Source organism: Telluria antibiotica, from assembly GCF_011682055.1.
In the GTDB taxonomy this organism is placed as follows: domain Bacteria; phylum Pseudomonadota; class Gammaproteobacteria; order Burkholderiales; family Burkholderiaceae_D; genus Telluria; species Telluria antibiotica.
Genome location: NZ_JAAQOM010000009.1, coordinates 1 through 17,912 on the forward strand (window position 1 = coordinate 1; position 17,912 = coordinate 17,912).

Genomic DNA, 17,912 nt, shown 5'->3' on the forward strand with positions numbered 1-17,912 from the left:
ATTCGTGCTGCGCCGACGCTTCTTTTGTTCTGCTTCACCCGCCAAAATAGTCCCCGCTAAAAAATAGTGGGGACTATGTTGAGTGGCGCGCTATCGGGTGTCTACACGGTGCTGGGACGACGCTTACATCTGTTCGTCCGTTTGGCTGCCATCCACGTGTTCGCGTTCGGCGCCAGTCCGACCCCCATGGCCGCGGCCGAGGCGTTTTACCGGTGGGTGATTGCCTACGACACCCCGGGGCTGCCCTCGGCGAGGCAACGGCAGCAGTTGACGCGGCTCCTGACCCCGGATCTGGTCGGGCTTCTCGCCGCCGCCAGTGCTGCCGAGCGCCGGTGCGTGGCAAACCTGCCGCCAGACATGAGGGGGACATCTGGGAGGGCAATCCCTTCGTGAGCAACTACGAAGGGCGCGCGGCCCGGTACGGCGCGTCACGCGTACAAGGGCGTTCTTTCTTCCTGACCGGGAGCGTCAACTGGCGTACTGTTGGCCCGCGAGATGTCCGCTACAGGACGCGGGCAGAGTGGCTTCGATCTAGCGGATGCATTTGTTCGTACTGTTTGAACCGCCCCGCCTTTTGTGTGCGCCGTTAAACAGAGGCAGTGCCCTTGGGCGGCTGAATAAGCGCCTCGGCAGGTATGCCAAGCCCCTTGTGCAGCTTCCAGATCATAGGGAGTGTCAGAGGACGAATACGGTTCAGCACCTCGTACACCCTGTTGGATCGGCCAATCATCGGCTCGAGATCCTTGACGGTGAGGCCCTTCTGGTCCATCTGGAACTTGATGGCCTCGACCGGATCTGCGATTTCCATTGGGAAGTGTTTTGCCTCGTAGGCTTCAACCAGTGTCGCAAGCACATCCAAACGGTCGCCCTCTGGTGTCCCGAACTCGGCAGTCATGAGCGATTCAACCTCGCGGAGCGCTGCTTGATAGTCTGCTTCGGTACGGATAGGCTTAATGTCCATGATGTCCCTCGATAGTTTGTGCATCGATGGCGTCGTACTGCTTGTGCGTGCCGACGAACTTGACGAAAACGATCCCGTACGGATAGTTGATGGACATGACCAGGCGATACTTGTTGCCAGCGATATTGAAGACCACGCGTCCGTCCTTCAGGATGCTCGCGGTACCAAAATCGGCCTTGACGTCCGCCGGGGTTTGCCACCTGGCCTTGAGGACATGGCCATGCCAGGTAAGAAGCGGCTCCTTCGAGTCGGCATATTCAGGTCGTTCGTAGAAGGTCTGAAGTGTAGGTAGGGATAGGATTCGCACACGTCCATGATAGTCCCAATTTGGGACTAAGGCAACCGGAGGTTGGCGTGCTTATGTGGCGTAAAGTGTAGTTCTGGCCTAACTCATTGATTCTTAAGGGGTTAAACGGCCTGAAAAGCCGTCTAGACGAGTTCGACTCCCGTCCTCGCCTCCAGAATTCTTTAGATTAGCGCTCCGGCGCTGATTAACGTCACCAGTTTTCAAAATTCTAGAGCACCGCATCTGCCTTCTGTTTTCCGTTGGGAGGGTAGTTAGCGGCCGAGCTGCGGATTGCTGTATGAGTAACAACACCGTACACTGACGCATCCACACCGTCGGCCATTGGCCGAGAGTCAGGCCGGCAGATTGCCATGCTGGCTCGACCGGCCGCTATCCTATCGCTTGAATTGTCGAGTATGTAAAATCGGTGACTGTATTCACTGGACCTGCACAAGGCTGACATTTGATAACCGCTTCGACAGCACAGCGCGCACATTGGCGATCAACCACAGCATTATTGTTGTCTTTGCTGGCGCATGCGTTGTTGTTGAGCATTTCGCTCGGCGGGCAATCGTTCGGGATGCCGGGTTTCACCTTTTTTTGGCAAGCGCGACCACTTCGCGCCGACGGGCTGCATATTCGACTGGCGCCGCCATTACCGCCAGTGCCGGCCCCTCCCGCTCCAGTGCACGAGCACGTCAGCGAAGGAGCGACTCCCTTGGCGCACCTTCCCCCGGCTCCAAAAGAGTTGACGCCGGCGCCCGTCGCGGCGCACAAGGTCATCACCAACGTCGTCCGTCCAAAAGACCTGCCTTCCGAATCCAAAGAGTTCGGGAAAGCGGAGCGACTTGTGATGAAGCCGGTCGAGCAACGGCAGCTACCAGGACAGGTCGCAGCGCAGGCTCCTGCCGACGTGGGGCGGGAGCGGCAAGTGGAGATTCTCGCCAAGACTCGACGTGAGGCACGGGGGCAGGAAGAGCTGCGGCGCAACGCGGCATTGGCCGAGCAGGACGCGAAGGAGGAAGCGACAAGGGCCGAGGTAGCCAAGCAAGAGCTTTTGCAATTGGAAGCGAAGCAGGAAGAGGCAAGACAAGAGTTGGCTAGGCAAGAGGTGGCAAAACAAGAGCTGGCAAAGGAAGAAGCGTTGAAGCAGGAGACTGCGCGACAGCAGGCCGCCGATGCCGAAGCGACCCGTCTGGAAGCCGCAAAGCAGGATCAAGCGAGGCAGCAGGCAGCCCGTGCTGAAGCGGCACGTCAGGAAGCCGCGAAGCAGGAGCTGGCCGGACAGGAAGCCGCGAAGCGAGAAGAAGCACGGCAGGAAGCGGCACGGCAGGAAGCGGCACGTCAGGAAGCGGCACGTCAGGAAGCGGTCCGCCAGGAAGCGGCGCGGCAGGAAGCGATACGGCAGGAAGTGGCACGTCAGGAAGCGGCACGTCAGGAAGCGGCACGTCAGGAAGCGGCACGTCAGGAAGCGGCACGTCAGGAAGCGGCGCGTCATGAAGCGGTCCGCCAGGAAGCGGTACGGCAGGAAGCGGCGCGGCAGGAAGCGGCGCGGCAGGAAGCGGTCGGGCAAGAGGCAGCACGGCAGGAACTCGCGAAAAAGGAACAGGCACTGGCTGAGCGCGAGGCGCAGGAATCGGCGCGCGAAGAGCGGCTACGTCAGATCGGCAAGCAACTCGACCTCGAACGGGCGCAGCGCGAAAACACGGTGGACCGTCAGGCCAACTCGCCGTTGCCGACGGTGAGCGGCCTGCGTCGGCGATGGCTGTTCGGCCGTGCGGACCCGGACCAGGATCTGGTGTTGTACGCAGACGCGATGAGCCGGAAAATCGAGCTGAATCTGACAATTGACATGGTGCGTGAGCTGCTCAAGCAGCCGCACACACAACCCACAGTGACGGTTGCGGTGCGCGCCGACGGCTCCGTGGAGAAGGTGACGTTTGAAGTGTCGAGTGGCGTTCCGGCTCTCGACGACGCCATACGCAAGATCATTGCCAGCCAAGCACCCTACGGGGCGTTCCCGCCCTCGCTTGCGCACCGGTATGACGTCATCGAAATTCGGCGCACCTGGGTTTTCGACTACGCCATCCGCCTTCAATAAGCGCTCTTGGCCAGTTCCGGCCTATTCCTTCCGTCGTGACACTGAGTGACTTTTTCAGAATGACAAGACGGTATGTTGGACCGAACTGCCGAGAACGGCCAAAAGCAGACCTAGCGCTGTGTTGGGCAATTCGAGGGTCGAATTTCGCCAGTTTAAGTCCTGACGCCGGTCGAAGGACGCCAATAGGCGCGCAATACGCCGAACAGGCACACCAGCAATATGAAGCCCCATTCCATCCCGTGTTCCCCAGGCCCCGTGACATACCAGCCGTGCGGGCGATGAAAGTGGATGATGCCGAACGTGACAATCACGATGTGCCCCAGGCACGCTGGAACGACCCATCGATTCACGATGAGCGCGAGACTGCAGGCGGTTTGCGTGACGAGGATTAGCCATGCCAGAACGCCTCCCATCGGATAACCGAGGCTGCTCAGGTAGCCCCCGAAGCCTGGTGCAACGTCCCGGTAGTGATAAAAACCGTGCAAGGGGTGCATCAGGATGATTGCCGCGACGCCTAGCCGCACAATATCGATTCCCGGAACAGCATACTCGGGCATGGCTTTGTACCATCGTTGAAGCATTTGTCCTCCTTTGGTTGCATGCTGTCTGGACGGGATCGGCTCCTATCCTCGCTCAGCACCCCCGCCACTGCCAATCCGCTTCCAATTCCCGCCTTCGTCGAAGCTTTCCATTTCCGGTTCATCGCGCGCTCGCTCTGCCTTGCCGGGAGATTAACAAGGCGGAAATTGTATGTCTATTTACCAAGCATTTTCCCGGCGCATGCATGAACGAATTCACAGCAAAAAGCCATGCCGAGCTTCCCGTCGGTGTGGAATAATCGCTGGCCGGACGACGCGCGTCGTGCGCGACGCCGCATGCAGCGGCTGCAAACCTGAGGAGACCACATGACAATGACAACAAGATTGATGCTGGCTTTGCTGGCGGCCTGCGGCAGCGCGCACGCGGCCAGCGTGACGACCTACGACATCTACGTCGAGAACGGCAAGCGCGCCGGCGAGCAGGTGGTGGAGCGCGGCGACGACGGCCTGACGCGGGTCAAGTTCGTCTTCAAGGACAACGGCCGCGGCCCGGAACTGACGGAGCGCATCCGCTACGCGCCGGATGGCACGATGACGGAATACGAGGTCAAGGGCGCCTCCACGTTCGGCGCTACCGTGGACGAACATTTCGACCTGAAGGATGGCACGGCCAGTTGGCACTCGACCACGGAAACGGGGCGCACCCCGGTTGCTGGCACGGCCATGTACGTGCCGCTCAACAGCTCGTTCGAGGTCGCGTCGGCCGCGCTGGGCGCGCTGGCGGCGCGTCCCGGCGGCACGCTGCCGCTGCTCCCGAACGGCACGCTGTCGCAGACGAAGCTCGACGAGCTGCAGGTCACGGGAGCCGATGGCAAGTCCCGGACGGTCCAGCTGATCGCCACCACCGGCATCGGCCTGTCGCCGACGTTCGTGTGGGCCACGCATGACACGCGGCCGCGCCTGTTCGCCGCCATCCAGCCGGGCCAGATGGCCCTCGTCGAACACGGCTGGGAGGCCGCCATCAAGCCGATGCGCGCGCACCAGAAACTGGCCGAGCAGAAGATGCTGGCGGACCTCGCGGCCCGGCTCCAGCATCCGCTCGACGGCCTCACGGTCGTGCGTAACGCGCGCGTGTTCGACAGCGACAAGGCCGTGCTCACGGGGCCGTCCGACGTCTACGTCCTGCGCGGGCGGATCACGGCCGTGCTGCCGGCCGGGACCCCGATGCGCGGCGTGAACCACGAAATCGACGCGACAGGCAAGGTGCTGTTGCCAGGCCTGTTCGACATGCACGCCCACGTGACCCGCTGGGAAGGCGGCCTGAATCTGGCGGCCGGCGTGACGAGCGTGCGCGACATGGGCAACGACAACGCCCAGCTCCAGCTGATGCTCGACGAGACGGCGCGCGGGAACCTGCTCGGGCCGCAGATCGTGCCGGCCGGCTTCCTCGAAGGGGAAAGCCCGTACTCGTCCAACGGCGGCTTCGTGATCAAGGATCTCGACGAAGCGAAGCGCGCAGTCGATTGGTACGCCGAACACGGCTACCCCCAACTGAAGATCTACAATTCCTTCCCGAAGGCGATCCTGAAGGAGACCGTCGCGTATGCGCACAGCCGTGGCATGCGGGTGTCCGGCCATATCCCGGCCGGGCTGCGCGCGTTCGAGGCGCTCGACGCCGGCTATGACGAAATCCAGCACATCAACCAGGTCATGCTGAACTTCCTCGCCACGCCGCAGACGGAGACACGCACGCTCGAACGCTTCGTGCTCCCGTCCGAGAAGGTGGCGACGCTGGACTTCGACTCGCCGCAGGTCAAGCAGTTCATCGCGCGCCTGGCCAAGCAGCAGACCGTGATCGACCAGACGCTCGCCACGTTTGCCTTCCTCAAGCAGAAGGACGGCGACATCAACGAGCCGTTCGCGCCGGTGGCCGACCACATGCCGCCGGACGTCAAGCGCGGCTTCTACGTGGGTACGATGAAGATTCCCGATGAGGCGACCCTGCACCGCTACGAAAAGTCGTACGCGAAGATGGTGCAGTTCGTCGGCATGTTGTACCGCGCCGGCGTGCCGCTGGTGGCGGGGACGGATGAACTTGCCGGCTTCACGCTGCAAGCCGAACTCGAGATGCTGGTCAAGGCCGGCCTGACGCCGGCACAGGCGCTGCAGGTGGCCACGCGCAACGGCGCACGCTACACGCGCACGAGCCACGAGCGCGGCTCCATCGCGGCGGGCAAGCTGGCCGACCTCGTGCTCATCGACGGCGACCCGACGCGCGCCATCGGCGACGTGCGCAAGGTGGCGGCCGTCATCACGCGCGGCTACCTGATCTACCCGCGCGAGATAGACATGGCGCTCGGCATCCAGCCCTTCGTCGCGCAGCAGCCGGAGCTCAAGACGCTGCCGGTACAGCCGGGCGATTCGGGCTCGCTCTCGACGGCGCGGCGCTGAGGGGCCACCCGCTCGTGTCGTGTCCTCCCTATTTTTGGGGCGTCGACACGACAGTCACCACTGACATGGGTAGCGACTGCACGGATAGCCTGGCGCCGCATGAGGCAGGTTGCGAAGCGGCGAGGTTATCGTTTGCCTGTGTGATGTAGGTTTTGCATACTGTCTTGCCGCGTTTCGGAGCGGGCAGCCGGATGTCCAGCGTCCGCGCAATGGTGCCGGGATTGACCGCCACCACGACGACTTCATTCGTCTCCGGGTTTTCCGCCACCAACGCATCCGGGTTATCGGATTTCACGAACCGATATCCCGGCCTGATGAATCTGGTGAAATTGGCAAACGCCCAGAATTTCTTTGTGAGCTGATATTCCGGTCGTTCCAGATTCGAAAAATCAGCCTTGATCAATCCCCAGTTCGAGCTGTTCTTCGAGTCGGCAGACCTGTTTTCGATGGCTTGCCACAGTACCCACGCTCGTGGGTTCATGCTGTGGATGTCGCTGACTACCTGCTGCGCCAGCGCAATGGCTGGGCGTATGTCGTTGACGTCTTCACGCACATTGCTGGGCGACAGGTCGACTTCCGACATCCACAACCGTTTTCCCGACGTGTCCGCAATATCCCTGACCCCACTTTTTCCGATCCATTCGTAGCTGTGGACGTTGATTTGCCGGATGGCCTTTTTCGCGTCAGCTGACAAACCAGCCCAATCGACAAAGAAAGTCTGCGGATTGGTTTCGTCCGGCCCCGAAATCTCGGTCTTCATGCCCGATTGGCGTAACACCTGAGCCAACGCAATGAACATGCGCGATTGCGCTTCCGGCGACCAATGCGCGCCTTCTTGTTTGTTCGTGGAAAACCAATACGGTGTGTTGGGCTCGTTGATCGGAGATAGTGTTCTGAATCGAATGCCGTGCCGCCGCTCAAGTTCCGCAACGACGCGCACCAGATACTTTGAAAACTTGGCTTCGAATCCCGGGATCAGATTGTCTTCCAACCCGTTGACGTTACCTGACACCACGCCACTGCGCGTCATGAAAAAGGGCGGCGAGTTCGAAAACGCCTCCAGAATCAATTCTTGCGGCGTAACCCGCGCTTTGATTGCGTCGAGCCACCAGCGCTGTCCTGCATCGGCAGACCAGTCCCAGGCATCGTCGGCGTCGGGATTCCACCAATCCGTCCCGGAAGTCCCGCTTGGCTTGCGCCAGAATCCGGGAATATCCCCACCGGGGCGCAGATACGGCGGCGTGTCGGGTGCATTGCCACCACCAATATTGTAGCGCGCGATATTGAGTGCGAGACCGTCCCGTCCATAGAGCAAATCGGCCAACTGCGTGCGATGCGGCTCGGCGAATCGCCCGGACACATGGGCGAACCAGGCAAGAGCGGTTCCCCATCCTTCGAACGGCGGACCGGGATGCCGCCAGTCGACATTGACGACGGCCGCAACGTTCACCGGCTTGTCGTCGCTGTTGTCGGCATGGGCACCGCCAGCTAGGAAACACAGGCCTACCATAAGGATTCGCAATGGACGAAGGATCATGGACGGCATCTCCTGGTCACAGTACCTCATCAGCGATCCTCGACTGTCGAGGTCAGCTTGTTGTCCCTGATGTAGGCAGCATGATCCGGAAGCCTCGACACGATTTTTTTGAAGTTGCGCTCGAGATTGCCGTACGCATTCGCGAGCATGGCGTCATCTTGCAGGGCCATGGTCGGCATATAGGATTTCGGTCGAATTCCCTGACCCAGCAGGACCGCATGCCATGACGTGCTTTGGAACAGTTCTTCGGCGGCGAGGTTCAATTGGCCGCGCTCGCGGAACAGCTCGATTCTTTCCTGCAGACTGTCTGGAATCTGCATGGTTCTTACGTAGCGCCACAGCTCCGAGTCGTCGCGTTCGGTGGCGTGGTAGTGCAGGATGAGGAAGTCCCTGACATTTTCGATTTCCCGATGTGCGTCCTTGTTGAAAGCCTGTGCGCATACTGGAGAAAATCCCGTATCCGGAAAATATCGAATGAGGCGCTGGATGCTGGATTGAATAAATTGAATGCTGGTAGACTCCAGCGGCTCGAGAAAGCCGCTGGCAAGGCCGATGGCTACCACGTTCTTGCACCAGGGCGTTTTGCGCCGTCCTGCCGTGAACTTGATGCGGTTCACCGCAGCGAGTGGCTCTCCCTCCAATCCCTCCAGCAGACATCGCTCTGCCGCTTCGTCCGTGATGAATTCGTTCGAATACACCACACCGTTACCGACGCGATGTTGCAAAGGTATCCGCCACTGCCAACCGAAAGGTTTGGCCGTCGAAATCGTATAGGGCGTCAGTGCCAGTCTCTGTTCACAAGGCACGGCGCACGCGCGGTTCATGGGCAACCAATGCGACCAGTCTTCATAGTCGACATCCAGCGCCTGCCCAAGAAGCATGGCGCGCATTCCTGAACAGTCGATGAACAAGTCACCCGACACAAGCTCGCCGGACTTGAGCTTCAGAGCGGTAATGTGCCCATTTTCAGACTCACGTTCCGCCGTCAGCATGTCTTCGATCTTGTGCGACACGCCGCGCGCGATGCAGAGCCCCTTCAAATATTTCACGTAGCGTCCGGCGTCGAAGTGATAGGCCGACTGGAGATGCTGCAGCGGATCGCCTGGCCGTTCGGACGCTGGCGCGAAGAGGTTATGTCGAGCGGCCAACGTACAGAGCGAGAATTCGGAGAAGTCGGCAACCTGTCCCTTCTCCTTCAAACGTAGCCAGTACTGGAAGAAATAGCCGATGTCGCGTTCCACCCCATACGCGCCGAAAGGGTGGAAATACGTCGACCTTTCATTCAGCCAGCCGCGAAATTCGATGCCGAGCTTGAACGTCGCCCCGGTGGCGCGTATGAACTCGGCTTCATCGATGCCGACCATTTGATGAAACGTGCGGATCGGCGGGATCGTCGCCTCTCCGACACCCACCGTCCCGATGGTGTCGGACTCCACCAACACCACCTCGACGGCCCGACCGAACGTGTGCGACAACGCGGCCGCTGTCATCCATCCGGCGGTACCGCCGCCGAGAATGACGACTTTACTGATCCATTTACCCTTGACCATCCTATCCCCTCGTCTGGCCTCGAATGCCGAAAACGCGCCGCAGGAATCCCGCGGCGCGTTCGCTCATGGCGCCTTTGCGTGGCGCAACCGCCCGATGCGCTAGAAGCTTGCTTTCAGGGACACACTATATCGACGGTCGTTAAGTTGCCATAACAAACCGCCCGAGGGGCGCTCGACATACGTGTGGTACATGGAGTTCTTCAAATTCACCGCGTCCGCCGACAGCGTGAAGACCTTGTTGATCTGATAGCTCACCGAAGCATCGAGTGACGAGTACGGCGCTGCATATTGGTTCGCACCAAACACACCGCTGCCATTGATCTGGTCGAGGTAAGAGGAACGCCAGTTGTATGCGAGACGGGCCTGGATCGGTCCTTTTTCATAGAGGCCGATCAGGTTGTAGCTGTTCTTGGACAGCTTCGGCAAGGGAATGAGAGTCCCGGGCTTGAGCTCGACTTTCGAATCCACATACGTATAGTTGGCCTGGACGCCGAATCCCTTGAACGGGTCGGGAAGGAAATCGAAGAATTGCGTGATACCGGCTTCGATGCCTTTTACCGAACCCGCGCCCAGATTGATGCTGGTGCCGATATCGTAGGTGACGCCACCGAAGTTCATCGGTTCGGTCCCTCCGGCCAGGTAACCCTTGATATCCTTCTTGAACAAGCCCAGGAACGCCATATTGGACGAGCCCCAATAGTCTTCCACCGTCAAGTCGTAGGAAGTCGCGGTCATCGGCTTCAGGAACGGGTTGCCGGAACTGCCGGTGGGGCGTCCGTTGGCGTCGTACTGCGAGGGGATGTTCGGATTCAGCTGAACATGGGCGGCCATGTCGGTAAAGTTTGGCCGCGTCATCGTTTTGCTGTAGCCAAAACGGACCTGCACATCCTCGTTCAGGTGCAGGCGTGTGTTCAGGCTGGGGAGGAAATTCGAGTAGCTGTTATCGAGCGTGGCGGCGTGCGACCCGGCGCTGTCCTGGACAAAGCCGATCGAAGTCTGATTGGTCCTGACGATTCGTGCACCGGCAGTACCGTCGAACTCGTAACCGAATACGTTTGTCGCGAAGTCACCCGTGACGAACAGGGACTTCGTCTTTTCGTGCTGCTCATTGATATCGCCGGGATGAAACGACGTATCGAACGTATAGGTATTCGGCTTGCCGGCGAACAGCTCCGCATAAGTCGCGACGGTACGGTCGAACACGTTCGAGTTGGGATTGGCGTACTCCGGGAACACGGCAACAGGCCAACCGATGCCAGGCTTCATGAAGTTGCTGGCAGGTCCGGCGTAGGCGAGACCCGGATGTTGGGACACTGGAATCAGCGGGCATGCGCCCCAGCTGGGATTGGTACCCGTATCGTTACAGACACCGGTATTGTTCCAGTTGCCCCGCAATAGCACCTTGGTATCGGCTGCGCGCAGGCCGACGTGCAGCTTGGTGAAGAAGTGATCGCCGAGGTCGTAGTCGAAATCCTGGCTGAACGTCGTCATTCTCAGCTTGTGGCGGTCGACCGCGTTGGCGAGCCACTCGTAATACCAATTGTTCGGATTGCCGAAATAGGCGTAGGGGTTGCTCGGGTTGGCCGGATCGACGATGGAAAATGTCGGAATCTTGCCGCGCACATCGAACGCGAGATTCAGGTTGGGAATGTTGGCAACGCTTCTGCTTTCGTTATCGTACAGCTTGATGGAGTCGCCATTCCGGTCGGCGTCATAGCTGGCACGTTCATAAGCGAAGTCGGTCTTCGACTTGAGCTTGTCCGAGATGCGCCATTTGACGTTCAGGGCCGACAAGTTCGTGCGATTGCGAACGTCCTGGTCGAATCGGGAGGTCGAAAAAATTTGCGGCGACAACACGCCGCTCGTTGCGCTGCCATCGGCGCCCCAGGTCCACGTGGAACCCGCCGCTGCGCGCGGGTCGGTGTTCTTGTCGTCGCCGTAGATGTATTCGCCGCGACGGATGAACCTGTAGTTCGAATAGAGATTCTGCGCCGTGAGCAGAACGTCGTTGTTCACCTGCCATTGGTAGGCCAGTGCCAGGCCCTGGCGCTTGCGGTTACCCGAGTCCTGGTACATCTCGAAGGAAGTCGGCACATAGAGTTCCGAGAGCGACCCTTTGTTCGGCATCGAATTGTAGGCCGCAACCTTCGCCGCGGAAGGGGCTTGCGTCGGGTCGTTCGAACATTTTCCAACCGTTGCGGTCAGGCAGTGCTGCTGCTGTTGAAGAACGGCGTCCTGGCGGTAATAGGTCTCGCTCGCCGTGGCATTCACCAGGAAGCCCATGCGGCCGAAATCCGTCTTGAATTGGCGGCTCAGGAGGCCGGAACCGGACGGCGACGATTTGCGAATGCGGTCGTAGTAATTGCCTTTTACCGCAATGACGTTGATGTCGTCTTTCGAGTCGAACGGCAGCCGCGTGCGAATGTTGACCACGCCGCCGATACCGCCCTCGATCAGGTTGGACGCCGCGTTCTTGTAGACGTCGACGCCGGCCATCAGTTCGGAGGGGAGGCCTTCCAGGTCCGGTGCCCGACCACCGTTGGCCGTAAAAAAGTCGCGTCCATCGATCAGGTTGCGGACCTGTGTAATGCCGCGGATCGTGATCGCGGGCTCGGTGCGATGGTCGTAGTCGGTGCCACCCTCACCGTAGCGGCGCTGGATCTGCACCCCGGCGACCCGCTGCAACGACTCGACAGTATTCACGTCCGGCAGCTTGCCGATGTCGGTTGCCTGGATCGAGTCGACGATCTGGTTGGCGTCCTGCTTGAGGTCACGCGCCGATTTCAACGCCGCGCGCTGACCGGTGACGATAACGGTGGTCGGAGCGTTCGTGTCCTGGTTTGCACCGGCAGCGCCGGAGTCTTGCGCATGGGCGGCAATTGGCCCTGCGATTGCAAGCGCGCAGGCTTGGGCCAACACCGTCTTTCTGATCGTTTTTGTATGTCCGTTCCTCACAGCTCATGTCTCCCTTTAGTCATTTTTTAGGCAATGCCTTTATGTGCTGCCGGGCTCGATCTGATTCGCATTCCCACAGGCCGGAATGTGGCTCGGGTCCAGCAGGTCCTGACGCCCGTATCAACGGGAACAACCATTCCGCGCGTGCGACAAGGTTGTCGCAAACAATGTTACGAGAAAGCATTGGTAACATTGCTATGCGGATTTTGCGTGTATGTATAGCGATTCCGGATAGATCCGCCTATGCCCGCAGCGGGGCCGGGCTGCAGATCTGAATCGCCATGGCGTCCGTCGGAAGTGACGGTGACATTGAAGGGGACGACTGGCGCGCCATCGATGTGGCGACGCCACGGACTCAGTGGGCGGGCTCCTGCCGCGCTAGCCCGTTCCTGATCGTGATCGCCTGGAGCCGCGGCTCGTGCTCCTTGATCGTCGCCACGTCGTACGCATAAGCGTCGACCACCTGGACGCCCATGGACACCGGCGCATAAAGGCCGTACCGCTTTTCCATGCCCGTCAGCAGGTCCACGGTGCCCGCATAGGTCACTTCGCCTTCGACCACCTCGAATGACGGTGGATGCTTCGGCCCGACGGGGTGCTGTTCTTTTGCGCCGTCCACCAGCAACGTATCCAGGACGTACCTGCCCGGCTTGGCGGGCGTGAGGAAGATCAGGAAGCCGTGGTCCGCGTCTTCCGAGCGTTGCCGATGCACGTAGGACGCCCGCGTGTCGCCGTACGGCTGGACGACGAACGCGGTGCCGCCGGCACCGCGCAGCGGGGCGTAGAACGCGACCGCTTTCCGGTACGACGGGGTGTGGGTCGGCAGATCGGTGCGGTAGTCCCGGCTGCGGTACACGAGGGTTGTCGCCACCAGGCCGTAGCCGGGCTGCATCAGCGGCACGCTCGTATCGCCCAGGTGGCGTGCAGGCGGGCCCTGGCAGGCGCCGAGCGTGACGAGGACCGCCGGCACCAGCAGCGATCGGGCGAGGTTCGGCATCCGGATTCCTTTGCCGGCAGCCCGGCCGTTCAGTGTTTGACGCGTGGCACGAGCAGCTTGTTCAAGCCCTCGAGCAGCGTAGGTCCGCCGGCCACGGGTGTGCGTTCCAGGGCGCGTGCGATCAAGCGGTCCGCCAGGTCGCTGCGCTGCTCCAGTTTCAGCAGTGCTGCCTGGGCATAGACCGAGCCGAAATTGTTCCGGTCGAGCTTGTTGGCGACGACGATGGCCTGCTTCGCCTCGTCGACGCGCCCGAGGTGGACGAGGGCCGACGCCAGTCCGCCATGGGCTTCGGCGAAACCACGGTCGTGTTCGATCGCGATCCGGAAACGGATTTCCGCCGCCGCTGCGTCGCCGCCGGTGAGCAGCGTCCAGCCGAGCGCGACGTCGGTGCCGGCGTTGCCCGGCATATCGTCGCTGGCCCGGGTCAGGGCCGCCACCGCGCCGGCGTGGTCTTCCCGGTGCAGCAGAGTCAGGCCGTAACCGAGCAGGGCGCGCCCGTTGTCGGGCTGCTGCGCCAGCACCGTGGCGAAGTGCGCATTGGCGCTGTCGATATCCTGGTCTTCCAGCGCCAGCGAGCCCGCGACGGCATTGGCGTCCGGATTGTCCGGCACGTCCGCCAGCACTTGTAGGGCCAGGTCGCGCGCCCGCTCGCGGTCGCCTGCGTCGAAGCTGAGGAGCGACAGGTACGCGCGCCCGGCCGGGCCGGCGTCCCCGGCGATCCACGCTTCGCATGCCGCGCTGGCGCCTTCCAGGTTGCCTTCGTGGTGCAGGCAGTAGGCGAGGAATTTCGCGTTCGTCGGGCTGTCGAGCCCGGCGTCGCGCGCGGCCGCAAAGCGGACGGCCGCCTCGTCGTAGCGTTCCTGGAAAAAGAGGGCGATGCCCAGGTTGTGCTCGAGGGCAGCGCTGCGTTCGCCGCCGGCGGCAAGCGCCTGCAGGATCGTCGAGGCTTCGGCAAAGCGGTGCTGGGACAAGTAGACCGACGCAATCCTGCTTTGCGCCACGACCGAGCCCGGCTCCAGTTCGAGCAGGCGGACCAGGTAGGCGAGGGCATCGTCGTGCTGTCCGGCCCGATGGTACAGCTCCCCCATCTCGAGCAGCAGTGACCGATTGTCTGGATCGATCTTCAGGAAGGCGGAGAAACGCTGTATTTGCTGTTGCAGCTGCTCGATCGATGCCATGGTTGCCCGAGTGTGGAAAGAATTTGACATGATTCTACGCTATTAATAATTCCATGACACAAGCGTATGAGCCGGAAAAATGACGCGTTTCCCTCAGTTTTCCCCTCTGAAGCGCGTGTTTTTCGCACGTTCCGATTCCAGAAAAACAACAGCGGGGCAGCAAATTGTTGCTCATTATGCTTTCTCTGATGCTATGATTGTTTCCGCGCAAGCTTGCGCGAAAGAAATTTAACTTTACATGGAAGTTGCGATGGATTCAATGATCCTGGCCGCCGCCGCGATGCAGAATGACCAACTGCGCCTCGACAGCATTGCCCAGAACGTCGCCAATGTGTTAACTCCTGGTTACAAAAAGCAGACCGTGACGACGTCCGCTTTCGAAGTGCAGATGAACGCTGCGCTGGCCGGACGCGACCTCCGCCTGTCTGCATTGCCCGGCGCGCCCGCGCGCGTGTCGATCGACCCGGCGGCCGGCGCGCTGCGGTCCACGGGCAATTTGCAGGACGTGGCCATCGAGGGTCAGAGTTTCTTTGAAGTCAATACGCCGACCGGCCCCGCATACACCCGCCAGGGCGCTTTCAAGACCGATGTCCAGGGCCGCCTGGTCGGTGCGCACGGGATGCCCATGATGGGCGAGGGCGGCGAGATCACGCTGGCCGGCGGGCCGTTCCGGATCGCTGCCAACGGCGACGTGATCCAGGGCGACCGCGTGGCGGGCCGCCTCAAGCGCGTGCTGTTCGAGCATGCCGAGCGCCTGCTGCCGCAGGGTGACGGCTTGTATCTGCAAGGCGGCGCCGTCGTGACGGAGCCGCGCAGCAGCGAGCCGCTCCGTCCCGGGTTCCAGGAACATTCGAATGTCAGCTCGCCGCAGGAAATGGTGCGGCTGAACGAAACCATCCGCCACTTCGAGGCGCTGGCAAGAATCGTACAGGGTAACGACGAGTCCCTGGGAAACGCAATCCGCAAGCTTGGAGACTTCTAGCCCCATGAACGATTCGCTCTACATCGCCGCCACCGGCATGCACATGCAGCAGAAAAGTGTCGACACGATCGCCAACAACATGGCGAACGTGAACACCCCCGGCTTTAAGCGCGGCAAGGTCAGTTTCGAAGACATGGTGTACCGCGACCTCGGCGGCGCGGGTGCCGTCGCCGGCGCGCCGGGCGCCCAGCGTCTGTGGCAGGGCAGCGGCGTCGCCGTGTCGTCCATCCTCAAGTCCTTCGTTGCCGGCGAGCTGAAAAAGACCGACCAGCAGATGGACCTGGCGATCCAGGGAGAAGGGTTCGTCGAGGTCGTCGCTGCCGACGGCTCGGCTGCCTACTCGCGCGGCGGCAATCTCGTCATCGACAAGGACGGTTTCCTGGCCAGCGCCGGCGGCCACCCGATCAAGCCATCGATCCATGTCGGCACCGACGCGAAAGACATCACGATCGAGGCCGACGGCCGCGTGCTCGTGCGCGCCCGCGACGGGGCCAGCCCCATGGAGGCGGGACGCATCGAGCTGGTGCGTTTTGCCGATCCGTCGGGTCTCGCGGCCCTCGGCGGCAATCTGTACCAGCCCACCGAACGTTCGGGCGACGCGATCAACGGCCGCGCCGGCGAGGATGGATTCGGCACCTTCGCGCAAGGCTATGTCGAAGCGTCCAACGTGAACCTCGTCGAGGAGATGGTCGACCTGATGGTGGCGCAGCGCGCCTACGAATCGAGCGTCAAGGTGATCCAGGCCTCGGACGAGATGCTTGCCATGAGCAATAACCTGCGCAAGTAAGCGGATTGTCCCCATGATGTCGTTCCTCCTGGTCCGCAGCCTGCGGCTCCCGCTGGCATGCGCCATCGCGCTGTCGCCGTCGCTCGCGTCCGGCGCGGCGCCCGCGTCCGCGCCCGTGCTTGCGCTCGAGCTGCGCCAGGACGTGGAGGTCGACCATGCGCGCATTCTGCTCGGCGACGTCGCTGCCCTGCCGGCCGGCACCGCGCCCGACGTGGCTGGCCTCGACCTGGGCGCCGCGCCGCGCGCGAATGCCGTCGAGCGCCTGACGCGCGCGCAGATCGCGCTGCTCATCCGGCGCCGTCTGCAGTGGCCGGCGGCGGCGCTGGCCTGGAGCGGCGCGGACAACGTGCGCGTGCAGCGCCACGCGCAGCCGGTCGCCGGCGCCGTGCTGGGCGACGCGGCCGTCGATGCCGTGCTGGCCGCGTGGGGCCCTCATTTTCCCGGCCTGCAGGCCCATGTCGAGGCGGCGCCGGCCGACGTCGACATCGCCCGTGGCGCCTACACGATCACGGCGCGCCCGCTCGATACGACCCGCCTGCCGGCGCGCGCCGCCGTCTGGCTCGACCTGCTCGTCGACGGCCAGGCGCAGCGCTCCGTGGTGGTCCCGGTCAGCTTCACGTGGCAGCGCCCGGCCTACGTGGCGCGCCGCGCGCTGGCCGCAGGCAGCATCGTGCGCGCCGCGGACTTCGACGTGCAGGAACAGAACGTGGCCGGCCTCGATGCGCAGCCGGCCATCGAGATACCGGCAGCCGGCTGGCGCCTGCGCCGCGCCATGCAGCCCGGCCAGCTGTTGGCGCGCGCGCTGCTGCCGGCCAGCGGCACCGTGTTCCCGGGCGATACGGTCGTGGTGCAGGCGCACAGCGGCGCCATCGGCATCGACGTGCCGGCCGTCGTGCAGGCCGAGGCGATGCCGGGCGAGCGGGTGGTCGTGCGCACCCGGCATAGCAGCGAGACGCTGACGGGACGCCTGACGGCGGCCGGCACCGTCCTGATCGAATAAACGAGGAAACCGACATGCATCGTCATCTCATGTGCGGCCTGGCGCTGCTGCTGGCCGTGATCCAGGGCGCGGGCGCCGAGAGCCTGTACAAGCCATCCACCTTCCAGGCCATGACGTCGGACCTGCGTCCACGCCGGATCGGCGACCTCATCACGGTCATGGTGTACGAAAACGCGAGCGCCAGCAGCACGGCCGACACGAGCGCCGCGCGCGATGCGAGCGTCGGCATCGGGGCCACCGCGCCGCACACGACGTTCAACGCCGGGCTGCACACGACCGATGCCCTCGACGGGCGCGGCCGCACGCAGCGCGAGGGCAAGGTGCTGGCCCAGATCACGGTCGGCATCGTGGCGATCGCGCCGAACGGCGACCTGTCCGTGCGCGGCGAGCAGACGCTCGAAATCAACAACGAAGCCCAGCGCATCTCGGTCGAGGGCCGCATCCGTCCGCAGGACGTGTCGGACACCAACGTCGTGCTGTCGAGCCGCCTGGCCGATGCGCGCATCCGCTACGCGGGCAAGGGCGACCTGTCCGACAAGCAGGCGCCGGCCTGGTGGCAGAAATTCCTGACCTGGTTCGGAGTGTGAT

At 62.3% G+C, this 17,912-nt stretch carries 14 protein-coding genes; 6 read left to right on the forward strand and 8 right to left on the reverse strand.

Annotated elements, in window-relative coordinates; translation table 11 throughout:
- Positions 1-586: 586 nt before the first annotated feature.
- Positions 587-961, reverse strand: a complete 375-nt coding sequence (locus tag HAV22_RS15395; protein WP_166860039.1) for a helix-turn-helix domain-containing protein — start codon at positions 959-961, stop codon at positions 587-589.
- On the reverse strand, positions 951-1,268 hold the full coding sequence (locus HAV22_RS15400; protein ID WP_166860041.1) for a type II toxin-antitoxin system HigB family toxin: 318 nt from the start codon (positions 1,266-1,268) through the stop codon (positions 951-953). The genes HAV22_RS15395 and HAV22_RS15400 overlap by 11 nt, the downstream gene beginning before the upstream one ends.
- 697 nt (positions 1,269-1,965) lie before the next feature.
- On the opposite strand from HAV22_RS15400, the gene HAV22_RS15405 reads away from it, so the two are divergent.
- Positions 1,966-3,348 (forward strand): TonB C-terminal domain-containing protein, encoded by a 1,383-nt coding sequence (locus HAV22_RS15405; RefSeq protein ID WP_166860043.1) that lies wholly within the window; start codon positions 1,966-1,968, stop codon positions 3,346-3,348.
- A 152-nt stretch (positions 3,349-3,500) separates the two neighbouring features.
- On the opposite strand, the gene HAV22_RS15410 is transcribed toward HAV22_RS15405, so the two are convergent.
- Positions 3,501-3,929 (reverse strand): DoxX family protein, encoded by a 429-nt coding sequence (locus tag HAV22_RS15410; protein WP_166860045.1) that lies wholly within the window; start codon positions 3,927-3,929, stop codon positions 3,501-3,503.
- A 324-nt stretch (positions 3,930-4,253) separates the two neighbouring features.
- Between HAV22_RS15410 and HAV22_RS15415 the strand changes: the two genes are divergently transcribed.
- Positions 4,254-6,338, forward strand: coding sequence for an amidohydrolase family protein (locus HAV22_RS15415; protein ID WP_166860047.1), 2,085 nt, complete (start codon positions 4,254-4,256; stop codon positions 6,336-6,338).
- 28 nt (positions 6,339-6,366) lie between these two features.
- On the opposite strand, the gene HAV22_RS15420 is transcribed toward HAV22_RS15415, so the two are convergent.
- The 5 genes from HAV22_RS15420 to HAV22_RS15440 form a co-directional block, all read right to left on the reverse strand.
- Entirely contained in the window at positions 6,367-7,875 is a 1,509-nt protein-coding gene (locus HAV22_RS15420; RefSeq protein WP_208296216.1) for a glycoside hydrolase, read from the reverse strand.
- 29 nt (positions 7,876-7,904) lie between these two features.
- Positions 7,905-9,425 (reverse strand): tryptophan halogenase family protein, encoded by a 1,521-nt coding sequence (locus HAV22_RS15425; RefSeq protein WP_166860049.1) that lies wholly within the window; start codon positions 9,423-9,425, stop codon positions 7,905-7,907.
- 99 nt (positions 9,426-9,524) lie between these two features.
- Entirely contained in the window at positions 9,525-12,344 is a 2,820-nt protein-coding gene (locus tag HAV22_RS15430) for a TonB-dependent receptor (RefSeq protein ID WP_166860051.1), read from the reverse strand.
- Between the two features lie 391 nt (positions 12,345-12,735).
- Positions 12,736-13,377 (reverse strand): hypothetical protein, encoded by a 642-nt coding sequence (locus HAV22_RS15435; RefSeq protein WP_166860053.1) that lies wholly within the window; start codon positions 13,375-13,377, stop codon positions 12,736-12,738.
- 29 nt (positions 13,378-13,406) lie between these two features.
- Positions 13,407-14,585 (reverse strand): tetratricopeptide repeat protein, encoded by a 1,179-nt coding sequence (locus tag HAV22_RS15440; protein ID WP_166860055.1) that lies wholly within the window; start codon positions 14,583-14,585, stop codon positions 13,407-13,409.
- A 208-nt stretch (positions 14,586-14,793) separates the two neighbouring features.
- Here HAV22_RS15440 and HAV22_RS15445 point away from each other — a divergent pair, with 208 nt between their 5' ends.
- The 4 genes from HAV22_RS15445 to HAV22_RS15460 are packed head-to-tail and all read left to right on the forward strand — an operon-like array spanning position 14,794 to position 17,911.
- Positions 14,794-15,537, forward strand: a complete 744-nt coding sequence (locus HAV22_RS15445) for a flagellar hook-basal body protein (RefSeq protein ID WP_166860057.1) — start codon at positions 14,794-14,796, stop codon at positions 15,535-15,537.
- Positions 15,538-15,541: 4 nt separating this feature from the next.
- Entirely contained in the window at positions 15,542-16,324 is a 783-nt protein-coding gene (gene flgG, locus HAV22_RS15450) for a flagellar basal-body rod protein FlgG (RefSeq protein ID WP_166860059.1), read from the forward strand.
- Between the two features lie 13 nt (positions 16,325-16,337).
- Positions 16,338-17,324, forward strand: a complete 987-nt coding sequence (gene flgA, locus HAV22_RS15455; protein ID WP_166860061.1) for a flagellar basal body P-ring formation chaperone FlgA — start codon at positions 16,338-16,340, stop codon at positions 17,322-17,324.
- Between the two features lie 14 nt (positions 17,325-17,338).
- Positions 17,339-17,911 carry a flagellar basal body L-ring protein FlgH gene (locus HAV22_RS15460; protein ID WP_166860064.1) on the forward strand — a complete coding sequence of 191 codons (573 nt, stop codon included), beginning with the start codon at positions 17,339-17,341 and terminating at the stop codon, positions 17,909-17,911.
- Position 17,912: the final 1 nt, after the last annotated feature.

Bases quoted from the DNA above. Each gene is read 5' to 3' on its own strand.
- HAV22_RS15395 (WP_166860039.1), bottom strand. From the start codon at position 961: ATGGACATTAAGCCTATCCGTACCGAAGCAGACTATCAAGCAGCGCTC.
- HAV22_RS15410 (WP_166860045.1), bottom strand. From the start codon at position 3,929: ATGCTTCAACGATGGTACAAAGCCATGCCCGAGTATGCTGTTCCGGGA.
- HAV22_RS15415 (WP_166860047.1), top strand. From the start codon at position 4,254: ATGACAATGACAACAAGATTGATGCTGGCTTTGCTGGCGGCCTGCGGC.
- HAV22_RS15420 (WP_208296216.1), bottom strand. From the start codon at position 7,875: ATGATCCTTCGTCCATTGCGAATCCTTATGGTAGGCCTGTGTTTCCTA.
- HAV22_RS15425 (WP_166860049.1), bottom strand. From the start codon at position 9,425: ATGGTCAAGGGTAAATGGATCAGTAAAGTCGTCATTCTCGGCGGCGGT.
- HAV22_RS15435 (WP_166860053.1), bottom strand. From the start codon at position 13,377: ATGCCGAACCTCGCCCGATCGCTGCTGGTGCCGGCGGTCCTCGTCACG.
- HAV22_RS15440 (WP_166860055.1), bottom strand. From the start codon at position 14,585: ATGTCAAATTCTTTCCACACTCGGGCAACCATGGCATCGATCGAGCAG.
- HAV22_RS15445 (WP_166860057.1), top strand. From the start codon at position 14,794: ATGGAAGTTGCGATGGATTCAATGATCCTGGCCGCCGCCGCGATGCAG.
- flgG (WP_166860059.1), top strand. From the start codon at position 15,542: ATGAACGATTCGCTCTACATCGCCGCCACCGGCATGCACATGCAGCAG.
- flgA (WP_166860061.1), top strand. From the start codon at position 16,338: ATGATGTCGTTCCTCCTGGTCCGCAGCCTGCGGCTCCCGCTGGCATGC.
- HAV22_RS15460 (WP_166860064.1), top strand. From the start codon at position 17,339: ATGCATCGTCATCTCATGTGCGGCCTGGCGCTGCTGCTGGCCGTGATC.